At 62.8% G+C, this 13,359-nt stretch carries 14 protein-coding genes and 1 pseudogene; 5 read left to right on the plus strand and 10 right to left on the minus strand.

Annotation, left to right across the window (positions count from 1 at the left end; genetic code table 11):
• Positions 1-71: 71 nt before the first annotated feature.
• From J2857_RS02295 to J2857_RS02305, 3 genes are all read right to left on the minus strand, one after another.
• Positions 72-716 (minus strand): DUF1007 family protein, encoded by a 645-nt coding sequence (locus tag J2857_RS02295; RefSeq protein ID WP_210008360.1) that lies wholly within the window; start codon positions 714-716, stop codon positions 72-74.
• A gap of 92 nt (positions 717-808) precedes the next feature.
• Positions 809-1,984, minus strand: a complete 1,176-nt coding sequence (locus J2857_RS02300; protein WP_210008361.1) for a glycosyltransferase — start codon at positions 1,982-1,984, stop codon at positions 809-811.
• A gap of 158 nt (positions 1,985-2,142) precedes the next feature.
• On the minus strand, positions 2,143-3,036 hold the full coding sequence (locus J2857_RS02305) for a LysR family transcriptional regulator (RefSeq protein WP_037077328.1): 894 nt from the start codon (positions 3,034-3,036) through the stop codon (positions 2,143-2,145).
• Between the two features lie 529 nt (positions 3,037-3,565).
• Between J2857_RS02305 and odc2 the strand changes: the two genes are divergently transcribed.
• The 3 genes from odc2 (at position 3,566) to J2857_RS02320 (ending at position 6,314) form a co-directional block, all read left to right on the plus strand.
• On the plus strand, positions 3,566-4,699 hold the full coding sequence (gene odc2, locus J2857_RS02310; protein ID WP_210008362.1) for an ornithine/lysine decarboxylase: 1,134 nt from the start codon (positions 3,566-3,568) through the stop codon (positions 4,697-4,699).
• Between the two features lie 98 nt (positions 4,700-4,797).
• Positions 4,798-5,367, plus strand: a complete 570-nt coding sequence (locus J2857_RS02315; RefSeq protein ID WP_210008363.1) for a GNAT family N-acetyltransferase — start codon at positions 4,798-4,800, stop codon at positions 5,365-5,367.
• Positions 5,368-5,624: 257 nt separating this feature from the next.
• On the plus strand, positions 5,625-6,314 hold the full coding sequence (locus tag J2857_RS02320) for an OmpW/AlkL family protein (RefSeq protein WP_210008364.1): 690 nt from the start codon (positions 5,625-5,627) through the stop codon (positions 6,312-6,314).
• A gap of 139 nt (positions 6,315-6,453) precedes the next feature.
• Here J2857_RS02320 and J2857_RS02325 read toward each other — a convergent pair whose 3' ends face one another.
• The 3 genes and pseudogenes from J2857_RS02325 to J2857_RS02335 all read right to left on the minus strand — a co-directional run bounded on the left by J2857_RS02325 (position 6,454) and on the right by J2857_RS02335 (position 8,812).
• Positions 6,454-7,533, minus strand: a complete 1,080-nt coding sequence (locus J2857_RS02325; RefSeq protein ID WP_210008365.1) for an aspartate-semialdehyde dehydrogenase — start codon at positions 7,531-7,533, stop codon at positions 6,454-6,456.
• Between the two features lie 287 nt (positions 7,534-7,820).
• Positions 7,821-8,038: pseudogene (locus J2857_RS02330) on the minus strand (tautomerase family protein).
• A 33-nt stretch (positions 8,039-8,071) separates the two neighbouring features.
• Positions 8,072-8,812 (minus strand): SDR family oxidoreductase, encoded by a 741-nt coding sequence (locus tag J2857_RS02335; RefSeq protein WP_210008366.1) that lies wholly within the window; start codon positions 8,810-8,812, stop codon positions 8,072-8,074.
• A 99-nt stretch (positions 8,813-8,911) separates the two neighbouring features.
• On the opposite strand from J2857_RS02335, the gene J2857_RS02340 reads away from it, so the two are divergent.
• Positions 8,912-9,805: a LysR family transcriptional regulator gene (locus J2857_RS02340; RefSeq protein WP_210008367.1), complete on the plus strand. Its 894-nt coding sequence runs from the start codon at positions 8,912-8,914 to the stop codon at positions 9,803-9,805.
• A gap of 22 nt (positions 9,806-9,827) precedes the next feature.
• Here the strand turns inward: J2857_RS02340 and J2857_RS02345 are convergent, their stop codons facing one another.
• A complete protein-coding gene (locus tag J2857_RS02345) occupies positions 9,828-10,067 on the minus strand; it encodes a hypothetical protein (protein ID WP_210008368.1) in 240 nt (79 codons plus the stop codon).
• Positions 10,067-10,333, minus strand: coding sequence for a hypothetical protein (locus J2857_RS02350; protein ID WP_037077316.1), 267 nt, complete (start codon positions 10,331-10,333; stop codon positions 10,067-10,069). Before J2857_RS02350 ends, J2857_RS02345 begins: the two co-directional genes overlap by 1 nt.
• Before the next feature lie 278 nt (positions 10,334-10,611).
• On the opposite strand from J2857_RS02350, the gene J2857_RS02355 reads away from it, so the two are divergent.
• Positions 10,612-10,776, plus strand: coding sequence for a hypothetical protein (locus tag J2857_RS02355; protein WP_210010111.1), 165 nt, complete (start codon positions 10,612-10,614; stop codon positions 10,774-10,776).
• A 415-nt stretch (positions 10,777-11,191) separates the two neighbouring features.
• Here the strand turns inward: J2857_RS02355 and J2857_RS02360 are convergent, their stop codons facing one another.
• Positions 11,192-12,178 carry a WD40 repeat domain-containing protein gene (locus J2857_RS02360; RefSeq protein ID WP_210008369.1) on the minus strand — a complete coding sequence of 329 codons (987 nt, stop codon included), beginning with the start codon at positions 12,176-12,178 and terminating at the stop codon, positions 11,192-11,194.
• A complete protein-coding gene (locus J2857_RS02365; RefSeq protein ID WP_210008370.1) occupies positions 12,178-13,305 on the minus strand; it encodes a CobW family GTP-binding protein in 1,128 nt (375 codons plus the stop codon). Before J2857_RS02365 ends, J2857_RS02360 begins: the two co-directional genes overlap by 1 nt.
• Between the last annotated feature and the right edge of the window lie 54 nt (positions 13,306-13,359).

The following is a 13,359-nucleotide window of genomic DNA, read 5'->3' on the forward strand; positions in this document are numbered from 1 at the left end:
CACGATGCATGCCGCCGCGACGATGAGAAGGGCAGGGATCACGACCGAAGGGGAGAAGGCACGGCGCATCTTCAGCATGTCAGTTCCAGTCGGGTGGCGAAGAGTTTCGACATGTCGGTGCCGGTCGGATCGTTAAAGAAGGCGTCCGTCAGCGTCGAGGTGTTCTGCGAGATCACGTCGTCGGGGTCGGGGCGCACCACCTTGTGCTGGCAATGCGAAAAACCGTCGCCCTTGACGATGAGGTCGCCATCGGTGGGGAAGTCGATCGAGGTGTACATGGAGGGGTCGTAGACGCCGAAGGTCAGCCGGCCCTTGAGCGGCACCGGCTTTTCGGGCTTGACCGCAAACAAGACCAGGAGCTGGTTGCCGTCGAGCGAGACGTGGATCACGTCCGGCTTCTGCACCCCGACATTCGCGCCGTTCATCGTGATCGTCGTGAAATAGTGGTAGTCGCCGAGCGACTTGCGCATCACCTCGCCAAGCGCCGCGAGTTCCTTCGCGTCGAGCTTAAGATCGGTGTTCTTGTCGAAATCCAGCAGCACGCTCGATGAGAAGACCTCGTCGAACCGCCAGACATTGTGCAGTTCCGCGACATTGCCGTCGGTGCCGGCCACCACCTCGAGTCGGGCCTCGGCGAAGATGTGCGGATGGGCGACAGCGGGCAACGGAAGACAGGCCGCCGCCAGCGCGGCAATGGTCAAGACTCGATATCGCATTCGCCCTTTGGCTCCCGGTTCGTCCGCCCCTTGCAGTGCAGCGCAAATGAGACGGAATTTCGACTCGAACCGGACCCATGTCCAGCCCTGGTCTAGTGCCGGGTGAGATTTTCGAGATGCTCCATGCGTTTGCGGAACTGGCTCTCGAAATCCCAGCCCTGGGCGAACCGAAGCGCGTTCTCGCCGCACTCCAGGATGGGCGAGCGGTCCTTGTCGAGGGCGGCCAACCGATCGGCCATCGCCCTGATGTCGCCGAGCGGGGTGACCCAGCCGGCTTTCGATTCGGCCATCAGCGCCGACCACATCCTGTTGTCGTAACCGGCGATCGGAACGCCACAGCCCATCGTCTCGATATAGGTGCAGGAGGGATCCGACTGTCTGTGGCAGCTGAGGAAGATATCCGCATGGTTGCGCGTCAGCGGCACGAGTTCCTGCTCGAAATCGACCGGACCCTTGAGGAAGACGCAGTCGTGAAGCCAGTGCCTGCGGATCTCCGCGGCGATCGCACCGGAAAGGCTTCCCTCGCCGTAGATCGTCAGGGTGAAATCCACGCCCCGTTCGTCAAGCAGCCTGGCGATCGGGACGAGGTCCTGGACGCCCTTCATCGGCTCGATCCGCCCGGAGTGGATGAGCCGCAGCGGTTCGCCGCCAAGCAAGTATCGCCTGCGGGCGCTCATCTCCTGCGGGGTTGCAAACATCGACGGTTTCATGCGGTTGTCGAGATAGAGGAGCTGGCTGCCACCCATGTTGCGGTAGGCCGTATGGGCAGGGTAACCGTTCGCCTGGATGCCGTGGGCGGCGCGAAACGCGCGCTTGCGCTTGTATTCCTGCATCACCGTCCAGGCCATGCTGTAGATCTTTCGCGGCAGGCTGCGGGTGTCGTCGAGCGAGATGATCTGCAGCCGGGTCTGGTGGGTGTATTCGATCGAGTAGACGACAGCGCTCTTCGCCTGCCGGATCACCTGCGGCGGCAAAAGGTCGAGGTAGGAATCCCCCGACAGCAGCGCGAGGTCGAAATCGGCGAGATGGCCCACCGACACCCGTTCCTCCGGCTCCAGGATACATACTCGGAAATCGAGTTCGCCGATGTCGTAGCGGTCTCCGAAGGGTATGTCGGTTGCGCCGCGGCGAATGAAGCAGGTGACCGGCCCCGACCAGTGCTGCACATGCAGGGCCATGCCGGAGACGAATTTCTTGTCGAGCATCAGCTTGCCGTTCGCGGCCTCGATCACCGGTGCCGACACGAATATAGCCAGGCTTTTCTGCATGGATATCCATCCTCCGCGATGCCGAGACTTTCGCGCGCCGAGCCGCACTATGCTGATCGAAGCCAAGTTCAAGCAAGCCGGCCAATAGGTCGACTTGCCGCGGAGGCGTTACCTCATTCGCCTTAGGGGGGCGGCGCGGCGCCGGGGGCTTTCGGGGTTCAATGCTGGCGGCGGAACCAGGTGGAGAGGAAGTCGACGAAGCTCCTGACCTTGGCCGGCAGGTAGCGGCGATGCGGATAGACCGCATAAATGCCGCGGTCCTTGGCGATATAGTCGTCGAACAGCGTCACCAGTTCGCCCGACTGGATCGAGGCATTGGCGATGAAATCCGGGATGATCGCGACGCCGAGCCCCGCGCGGGCGGCACGCAGCGTCGCCTGCGGGCTGTTGATCTCGACCGGGCCGCTGACGGCGACCGAAATGGTCGAGCCGTCCTTGTCGGTGAAGCGCACATTGTTGTGCCAGCGGGAATTGGTGTCGATGATGAAGGGGACGCGGTTCAAGTCCTGCGGATGTTCGAGCGGACCGTATTTCGCGACGAAATCGGCGGTCGCCACCGTATAGACCCGGAAGTCGGAGAGTTTTCGCGCGATCAGCCCGGAATCCTCGAGCTTGGTGATGCGAATCGCCAGGTCGAAATTCTCCTCGATCAAGTCGACGAAGCGGTCCTCGGCGACGATTTCCAGCGACACTTCCGTGTGGCTCTTGGCGAAATCGATCAGCGACTGACCGACTTCCGCATCGACGAAGGTGCGGGGCACGGAAACGCGCAGGCGTCCCTTCAGGTCGGCATTGTTCTCGCGCACCAGGTCGGCGAGATTGTCGATCTCTTTCAGGATGTCGGCCGCGGTCCGGTAATAGGTGTGGCCGGCCTCGGTCATCGAGAACTGGCGGGTGGTGCGGTTGAGCAGCAGAGCGCCCAGATCGTCCTCCAGCTCGCGCACATATTTCGAGAGCAAGGCCTTTGACCGTCCGGTCCGTCGGGCTGCGGCCGAAAAGCCTTCTGCTTCAACCACATCGATGAAGGCCCGCATGCGCGTTAGAGTATCCAAATGTCGCCCCTTTTGGTCTGGTCGATCCTAGTTGGGATTTTGCACGGAATTGTGCAATGCGAATTTTCGGCGAGGGGCAAAAAAACTCTTGATTATGACTGCGAATATTCTTATCTCCCGGGCTGCCCAAAGTCGCACGTGCCTGTGGGTGTCCGCCGACCCTCGATTAGGTGAGGTCATCGGTAAGGTACCTGGAACTAACCCCTCCAGTCGCTATTCCGGCCAACCGGGAAATGCGAGGACATCTTGAAGCAACGACGGTGCGGGCCTTTCTGGTCTCTGCAGGCTTTCCATCAGCCTGCAATACTGAAGAGGCACACCATCATTGCCGGAAGTGCGGTAGGGACCACCCTCCAATCCAAGGCAGACAAAGCCGGATCGATGCTCATGGCAGGGCGTTGATCCACATATCGCCGTTTGAGCGTGTCAAGGAACCAGTGTCTCCACCGACTGGGTCCGGTCGCATTCTCATCCGTCCTTTGTCCTCCGGTTCGCAGCCGGAGCTTTGAGATTTTGAAGGGACTGACCGATGACCACTGCTCGTATCCTTGACTTCATCAAGACCCAGCGTCCCGAAGGACCGTTTCTTGTTGTCGATCTCGATGTCGTGCGCGACAATTTCAACGCCTTCCGTCATGCCCTGCCGGACAGCGCGATCTATTACGCGGTCAAGGCCAACCCGGAACCGGCAATCCTGAAGCTGCTCGCTTCGATGGGTTCCAACTTCGACTGCGCCTCGGTTGCCGAAATCCAGATGGCACTCGACGCCGGCGCTTCCGCCGACCGCATCTCCTTCGGCAACACGATCAAGAAGGAACGCGACATCGCTCGCGCCTTCGCGCTCGGCGTCGGCCTTTATGCCGTCGACAGCCATGAGGAAGTCGAGAAGATTTCCCGTGCCGCTCCCGGCGCGAAGGTATTCTGCCGTGTGCTGACCGATGGCGAAGGCGCCGAATGGCCGCTGTCGCGCAAGTTCGGCTGCGTCCCGCAGATGGCCGTCGACGTGCTCGTCTACGCACACCAGATGGGCCTCGAGTCCTATGGCGTGTCCTTCCATGTCGGTTCGCAGATGACCAAGGTCGATGCCTGGGATGCGGCTCTTGCCGATGCCAAGCGCGTCTTCGGCCAGCTCGCCAAGCAGGGCATCGTGCTGCAGATGGTCAACATGGGCGGTGGTTTTCCGACCAAGTACCTGCGCGACGTGCCGAAGGCCGAAGAATACGGCAAGGCGATCTTCGCTTCGCTGCGCAAGCATTTCGGCAACAACCTGCCGAAGACGATCATCGAGCCGGGTCGCGGCATGGTCGGCAATGCGGGCGTCATCAAGGCGGAAGTCGTCCTCGTGTCGAAGAAGTCGGACAACGACAATCACCGATGGGTCTTCCTCGACATCGGCAAGTTCGGCGGTCTCGCCGAAACCATGGACGAGGCCATCCGCTACCCGATCCGCACCGAGCGCGATGGCGACGAGATGGAACCCTGCGTTCTCGCCGGCCCGACCTGCGACAGCGCCGACGTGATGTACGAAAAGAACATGTATCCGCTGCCGGTGACGCTCACGATCGGCGACGAGGTTCTGATCGAAGGCACGGGCGCCTATACGACGACCTACTCGGCCGTCGCCTTCAACGGTTTCGACCCCCTGAAGGCCTACGTCATCTAAGGCGTGTCACTTCCGCCGGCCCCGTAACCAGCCGGGGCGGCAAATTCACAATTCCTCTTCATCGCCGCTCATAACGGTATTGGGTACGGGAGGCCACGATGGCCGCTGTTCTTGATTCTGTACGCGCATTCTTTGCGCCTAACTCCACTTTCACCATCGACGCCGAAACGCCGGCCGACGTGGTCGCCCGCGAAACCCTGCTCGACCGCGCCATGGGCCCGGATCGCCGCAAGAAGTCTTCGGAAAAGATCCGCCGCAACCGCGTGCCGGCCGAAGGCCTTGCGATCGTTGCGCGCGACGGCGCCGGCCATGTGATCGGCACCGTGCGCCTGTGGAACGTCGAAGCCGGCATCGCGCCCGAAGGTCAGCCGCTCGACGCGCTGCTGCTTGGCCCGCTTGCGGTCGATTCCGCCCAGGAAGGCCGGGGCATCGGCGCCGCCCTGATGCGCGCGGCGATCGCCGAGGCCCACAAGCGTGGCCATGGCGCGATCCTGCTTGTCGGTGACGCGGCCTATTATGAACGGTTCGGCTTCTTTGCCGACAAGACCCGGCATCTCGTCATGCCCGGCCCCTTCGAGCGTTCGCGTTTCCTGGCGCTCGAACTCAAGGCTGGCTGGCTGGAAGGTGCCGCTGGCATGATCGTCGCCAACGGGCGCAAGCTGGCCTGACAAAGGTCGGGTTTTCGACTGAAGGCATTCAGCACTCAAGGCCTCGCGCCCCGACGATCTGCCTGAACCCCGTCTCCCCGGTGGGACGTTCCCGTTGGAACGTCCTGAAGGGGGGCGGGGTTTTTCGTGCGACAAATTCTCCCATTCGGGCTGCAGCCGCGCATCCGGCGGTCGCGGTTGATCCTGATCAATCCGACTCTCGATGATCGCTCCTAAGCCTCTCCCTGCAAGATCAAACGCAAGCAGGAGAGCTTAACATGAACACGAACGGGGTATGGCATCTGAGATGGATCGCGGGCGCGGGTGCGGCTTTTTTCGCATTCGGGGCAGCGGCGGCGGATCTGACGCCCGTTTCCGTTGCCCCTCCGGCGGAGGAGCCGGCGGCGGCATCGAGCCCCTGGCAGATCCGCGTGCGCGGCTTGGGCGTCATCACTGAGAATCGCGGCTCGGTCGCCGGCGTGCCGGGTTCGGATCTGTCCTATTCCGACTCGGTCATCCCCGAGCTCGATATCAGCTACTTCTTCACCGACAATATCGCCGCCGAACTTATTCTCGGCACGACCTTCGCGAATATTAAGGAAGACGGTGCCGTCGGCGTGCCGGTCGGTCGCGCCTGGCTTCTGCCGCCGACGCTGACGCTGCAATACCACTTTACCGATTTCGGCGCGTTCAAGCCCTATGTCGGTGCCGGCGTCAATTATTCGCTCTTCTACAACCAGTCGGAAAAGCCGGGTTTTCATAATCTCGACGTCGAGAACAATGTCGGCGCGGCCCTGCAGGTCGGCTTCGACTACATGATCGACCAGCACTGGGGCGTGAACTTCGACGTGAAGAAAATCTTCCTCGAAACCAAATGGAAGGCCGATCACGACGTGCTCGGGCCGTTGAGCGGCAAGGCGAAGATCAATCCCTGGCTGATCGGGGCAGGCGTCACCTACCGCTTCTAGAAAAACAACAAGGGCGGCAGGGGCAGGGCCGGCGCCAGCCAGGTGGCGCCGGCCTTTGTTTTTCAGCCCTTCAACAGATGGAAACGGGCGGCGTCGCCATCGACGACGAACCCTTCTCCATCGCGCATGAGGTCGAGCCTCATGACGTTCGCCCGGCATCGGCAAGCAGCCGCTCGGCGATCTGCACGGCGTTGAGCGCCGCACCCTTCAGCAACTGATCACCGGCGACGAAGATCGCCAGCGTCCTGCCCGACGGATCGCCGAGATCGGTGCGGATGCGGCCGACGAGAACGTCGTCCTCGCCAGACGCTTCCGACGGCATCGGGAAATGGTTGCGGGCGCGGTCATCGACGAGACGCAGGCCGGGGGCGGCGGACAGCAGGCTGCGGGCCTCTTCGGGCGATACCGGCTGGTCGAACTCGATCGAGATCGCCATGGCGTGGGCGCGCAGTACCGGCACGCGGATGCAGGTGATGCCGATCGGCAGCTCGGGCACGTCGAGGATGCGACGGGTCTCGGCCACCACCTTCAGTTCCTCGCCGTTATAGCCGCTCTCCGGGTCCATCTCGGCATTGTGGCTGAACAGGTTGAAGGCGTAAGGATGCGGCAGAACCTTCGGCTCGAAGGCTTCGCCGGCGAGATAGGCTGCGGTCGACAGCCGCAGCTCTTCCATCGCCGCAGCGCCTGCGCCGGAGGCGGCCTGGTAGGTCGAGATGTTGAGCCGGCGGATCGGATGGGCGCGGTGGAGCGGCGCCAAGGCCACGGTGGCGATCGCCGCGACGCAGTTCGGGTTGGCGATGATGCCGCGGTGCTGCCCGAGCGCTTTGCCGTTCACCTCCGGCACGATCAGCGGCACCGCCGCTTCCATGCGGAAAGCGGAGGAATTGTCGATGACCACGGCGCCGGCCTTCACCGCGATCGGCGCAAAACGCTTGGAAATGCCGCTGCCGGCCGAGAAGAGGGCGATATCGACGCCCTTGAAACTCTCCTCGGTCAGTTCCTCGATAACGAGTTCGGTGCCGTTGAATTCAACCGTTTTGCCGGCCGAGCGGGCCGAGGCGAGCAGCTTCAAGCCGCCGAGCGGGAAGTTGCGGGCTGAAAGGCAATTCAGAAGCTCGACGCCAACCGCACCGGTGGCGCCGACGATCGCGACGACCGGGGTTGCGGTCGAAAGGCCGATGGACTGGCCGGGAGCGAGGTTTTCAAGATCGATCAGCATTTTCGTCTCTCCTTGGATTTTAAGAGAGAGACAGGGCTGTTTGTCACCTTTGAACCCCGTCCGTCTCTGGCGGGGTTTTGAGGATGATGTCGCGACTACCGCGCACGCACCCAAAAACGCCCCGCGTCAGCGGTCGTTTTCATGGTGGTTTTGGTGGTCAGGTTTGCGAACATGGCGGCTTGAATAACATGAGCCTGAGGCGCCGCCAAGCGGGGTTCCCTCGGATATTTCCGCGGTCGCGTCTCGCCCGGCCGAGCAACCGGACGAGAGGGTGGGCGCGGGGTTCCTCAGTCGCCGTCCTTAGCGCGATAGGCATCCGGAATGATGAAGATCTCGTCGGCGCGGCCATAACCGCCGTCCTTGACCTCCTCGATCAGCACCATGGTGTGGGGCCTCGCGGCCTCGCTCATGTATTCGACCAGCATCTCGGTCATGCGGTGGACGATCTCTTCCTTCTGGGCCTTGCTGAGGCGGCTTCGGGCGTCTTGATGTTCACGAATGGCATTGGGTTGTCCTCAAAGGTTGGTGTTTCGGTGTTTCAGATCATGCCGCCGTTGGCGCGCAGCACCTGGCCGTTGACCCAGCCGCCGTCTGGGCCGGCGAGGAAGGAGACGACGGAGGCGATGTCCTGCGGCTGGCCGAGCCGGCTGAGCGGGATGGTCCTGACGATATTCTGGACCAGTTCCTCAGACTTGCCGGTCATGAACAGCTCGGTTTCGACGGGGCCCGGCGCGACCGCGTTGACGGTGATCTTCCGCCGGCCGAGTTCCTTGGAGGCGACATGTGTCAGCGCTTCGACGGCGGCCTTGGTGGCGGCATAACCGCCATAGGCCGGACCATAGGCGCCGACCACGCTCGACGAGAAGTTGATGATGCGGCCGCCGTCGCGCAGGCGCTTGCCTGCTTCGCGGATGCCCCGGAACGTGCCGGTCAGATTGATGGCGAGTTGGGTTTCGAAGGCCTCGTCGTCCATCTCGGCGAGCGGTGCAAGCCGCATCACGCCGGCATTGTTGACGAGGATGTCCGCACCGCCGAAGTTCTGTTCGGCGGCGTCGAACAGGGTTGCGGCGGCGGTCGGGCTGCCGATATCCGCCTGGACCGCGACCGCCTTGCCGCCGCCTGCTTCAATCTGTGCAACGACCTCGTCGGCGGCGTGCCGGCTCGTCGCATAGTTCACGACGACTGCGACGCCGTCCTCAGCGAGGCGGAGCGCGATGGCCCTGCCGATACCCTTGGAAGCGCCGGTAACGATCGCGACGCGCTGTGCGTTGTTGGTCATGGATCTCTCCTTGGTTGGTGAGCAGGAGATAATGCTGACACCGAGCAAGAACAATTGCCGGTGAATTGACATGACAATTCGCCTGTGGTGAACAAGGTCATGGATCGTCTCGACCGCATGCAGCTCTTCATCCGGATTGTCGAACGGCGCAGCTTTTCCGCTGCCGCCGCCGATCTCGGCCTTGCCCGCTCGACGGTCACCGAAGCCATCAAGCAGCTCGAGGAGGGGATCGGCACGCGACTTCTGGAGCGAACGACGCGTCACGTCACCCCGACACTCGATGGCCGGGCCTTCTACGAGCGTTGCCTTGCCATCCTGGCGGAGGTGGACGAGGCGGAGAACATTTTTCGCGATGCGCAACCGCGCGGACTGCTGAGGGTCGATGCGCACGGGTTCCTGACTCGTACGTTCCTCCTGCCCCGCCTTCATGAATTCCTCGACCGCTATCCGCTGCTCGACCTGCAGATCGGCCAGGGCGACCGGCTGGTGGACCTCGTTCGCGAAGGCGTGGATTGCGTCATCCGGGCAGGCGAGATCGACGACAGCGGGCTGATCATGCGCAGGCTTGGGACGATCACCGAGATCACCTGTGCCAGCCGGGCCTATGTCGAGAAACACGGCATGCCGAAATCACCCGATGCGCTGGAAGGGCATTTCGCCATCGGCTTCCTCTCGTCGCGCACCGGCCAGATCATGCCGCTCGAATTCACGGTCGGGGAGGCGGTGCGCTACGTCACCCTTCCAAGCCGGCTGACGGTCAACAATTCGGACACGATGGTCGATCTCGCCCGGCGTGGCTTCGGGCTGATGCAGGCGCCGCGTTATCGCCTGCAGCGGGATATCGACGACGGTGTCCTCGTCGAAGTGCTTGGCGACTTCCCACCGCCGCCGACACCGCTTTCGGCGCTCTATCCGCAGAACCGCCAGCTCTCGCCGCGGGTGCGCGTTTTCCTCGACTGGATCGTCAAGGTGTTTGCCGAAGCCGGGCTTTGAGATCCAGACGGGTTCGAGCTTCCTACGGCCGATAGATCGCCTGGAGCCTGGCAAGATCGGCGATCTTCAGTTCCACCGGATCCATGTCGTCGCGCGAAGGCTTGAACCAGGCGGTCGCCTCCTGGATATGCCGCCCATAGGGTTCCGGATACACGCTCAGCCCCATTACCCACTGGCGGACGATTTCGCGGTCCATGCGGCCCGATGCATAGCGGTCGTGCATGGTCCTGGCAGATGTGGTGAGGTCTTCGACATTCTTCATCAATGCACCGCGGGGTTGGGCTCGGGTTCGCCGAAGAAGGAGCGGATGCCGTCGCGCTCGACGGTCGCCAGGAATTCGTCGAAGGCTTCGCGGTCGGTCGGAAACGGCTCTTCCCAGGTGGTGACGTCATCTTCTTCGGTGATGACTTCGAGCGTCCAGTCGCCCTGGGTGCCGGCAGGGCGGTAGATATCGACCAGCACGGTAATGCCGTCATCGGTGAATTCGCCGGCGAGTTCGGAATGTTCAGTCTTGGGTGCCTTGGCCATGTCCTGTCCGATCGTAGAAACGGCTGTCGTCGCGCTGCGGCTCCGGTCCAGGGAGGAGGGAATCGGGCACGCGGCGGTGCGACCGTCGGGAATGGTCCCATACACTGCTTTCTCCTGTCGCTCCACTGGTGGTGATTGTTTGAGATCGTAGGAATGTTGTGGAGGTTGCCTGGAATGAAACGGCTGCGTGGATCCCCACAAGGGGGAGGGACAAGATTGCCGCACCCCCGTCCATCCTCACGCTTCCATCATCTCCGCGTGAATACGGCCTTTCCGCCATGGACCCGACCTACCTGCCGTCCCAGCTTCGCTGCATGATCACACGCCGCATCGATGCAGGGGTGATGACGTCAGACGAGAACGGTCCTTCGGCCCGCAGCGGCTATCGCGACGGTCTGCACAACCTGCTCGCCGAAATCACCGCAGCCATCCGCGCCGCCTGAAGCCGCTTCGGCTGCGGGGACGATTTTGTCGTGGCCGGCCGAAATTTCTCTTTTGTTTGAACGGTGGTCGCTCCCGAACGTCGCCGTTTCATCCCCGCTGTCGCGGCCGTGGCTACACTGGGCGTGTCACGGGCAGGGAGCCGGGTCGCGAACCGGTGTCGCATCCCACGGGGAGCATCCGGCGCCCGGTGACGGTCACAAAGGCGAGGGCGGCGCCGTCAGGGCGCCGAGCGCCGGAAGGTATCAGGTTCGGAATTTGGAGACTCCGTCACCAGCCTTTCGGGACAATGCGGGAAACGATCGGGCAGGCAGTACGGCCTGACACCACACCATTTCAAACACGCTGCCTGCCCATCCCGCATGGACCAGGCCGCGGCGGAGATTTTTCCGCCGCGGTTATTCGTGCTGCGAGATTTCAGGCTGCAATATCGATGACGCCGCAATCGCCGGCATCGGAGGCGAAGGCAACGAGCTTGCCGCTGGCACTCCAGCTCAATCCGGTAATACCGCCCTTGCCGGGCCGGCGCAGGAGCGCTTCCTTTCCGTCGGCGAGCCTTACGCCAAGGATCATGCCGTCGATGAAGCCGATGGCGAGCACTTCCTCGGCCGGATGGAAGGCGACCGACGTGACCATGATATTGGCGCGGGTGCCGAGTTCCTGCGGCGCCTTGCCCATCGGTCCGTCCTTTGCCGAAAACGGCCAGACGATCGCCGCCGGCGCGCCCGACGAGGCGAGCCACTTGCCCTTCGGCGACCAGGAGAGCGATTTCACCTTGGCCGGATAACCGGTCATCCGCATGTGGCGGTTCTCGCCCGGCTTGCCGTCGAGCTTCCAGCCGTGCAGGGCGTTTTCCTGCATGGTCGTCACCAGGAAACGTCCGTCGGGCGAGAAGGTGACGGCGTTGTGCGCACCCTTCCATTCGAGATCGACCGGCGGCGCATTGGTGCCGACCCAGTGCAGCGAGACACCGTTGTAACGGGCGGCGGCGATCCTGAGACCCTTGCCCGCGAAGGCGAGGCCTTCGACGCTGCGCTCCTCGGGAAATTCCTTCAGCGTGCCGTCGCTCTGTTTCACGAAGCTCGACTTGCCATACGCATAGGCGACCGCATTCTGCGGGCCGCCGGCAACGACGCTGATCCACTTGCGCGGTGCTTCGGCAATCAGGGTCGCCTCGCCATTGCTGCCGATGCGCATCACCTTGCCGTCCTCGCCGCCGGTCAGCAGCGTGGCGCTGAAGGGGTCGCGGATGCAGGTCAGCAGACCCTGATGAGCCTCCGTGACCTTCTCGCCGCCGTCAAGGCGGTGGATCGTGCCGGCGGCGGTGGCGAAGAATGGAACGTCGCCGAGGAAATGTGCGGCGACGACATGGCCTTCCAGATCAAGCGGTGCAACAGTCGGCATTACGCAGCTTGTGCCTCACACGCCCGGAAGCTCTTTTCGATCTTGTCGACGTCGAGATCGCGGCCGATGAAGACAAGGCGCGATTCGCGCTTCTCGCCATCCTTCCACGGACGCTGGTGGTCGCCCTCGACGATCATGTGGACGCCCTGCACGACATAACGTTCCTCGTCGCCCTTGAAGGCGATGATGCCCTTGAGGCGCAGGATGCTCGGGCCGTCCGTCTGGGTGACCTTCTGGATCCACGGGAAGAACCGTTCCGGGTTCATCTCGCCGCCGCGCAGCGAGATCGACTTCACCGTCACGTCATGGATCGGCGACATTTCGCCGTGGTGATGATGGTGGTGATCGTGGCCGTGATGATCGTGGTCGTGGTCATGCGCATGATGGTCATGATCGTGGTCATGATGATGGTGGTCATGTCCATGGTCGTGGTCGCAATCCGGGCCGCAGACATGGTCGTCATGGCCGTGGTCGAGGAAGTGCGGATCGTTCTCGAGCGCGCGTTCCAGGTTGAAGGCGCCTTGGTCGAGCACGCGGGCGAGATCGACGCCGGAGCGACTGGTCTTGTAGACGCGGGCGGTCGGGTTGATGGCGCGAACCACGTCTTCGATGATCGCCAGCTCTTCCGGGGTGACGAGATCGGTCTTGTTGATGACGACGACATCGGCAAAGGCGATCTGGTCTTCGGCTTCGCGGCTGTCCTTCAGGCGCAGCGGCAGGTGCTTGGCGTCGACCAGCGCGACGACTGCATCGAGCTCGGTCTTGGCGCGCACATCGTCATCCATGAAGAAAGTCTGGGCGACCGGGACCGGATCGGCAAGGCCGGTGGTCTCGACGATGATACCGTCGAAGCGGCCCGGGCGGCGCATCAGTCCCTCGACGACGCGGATCAGGTCGCCGCGCACGGTGCAGCAAACGCAACCGTTGTTCATTTCGTAGATCTCTTCGTCCGACTCGACGATCAGGTCGTTGTCGATGCCGATCTCGCCGAACTCGTTGACGATGACCGCGTATTTCTTGCCGTGGCTTTCGGAGAGGATGCGGTTGAGGAGCGTCGTCTTGCCGGCGCCGAGATAACCGGTGAGCACGGTGACGGGAACGGGCTTGACGGTGGCTGTTTCGGTCATGAGAACCTCGAGGACTTGAGAGCGCACGATCGGCGCGGAAGCTTTGTTCGTCTC

Source organism: Neorhizobium galegae (assembly GCF_017877055.1).
GTDB lineage: Bacteria > Pseudomonadota > Alphaproteobacteria > Rhizobiales > Rhizobiaceae > Neorhizobium > Neorhizobium galegae_D.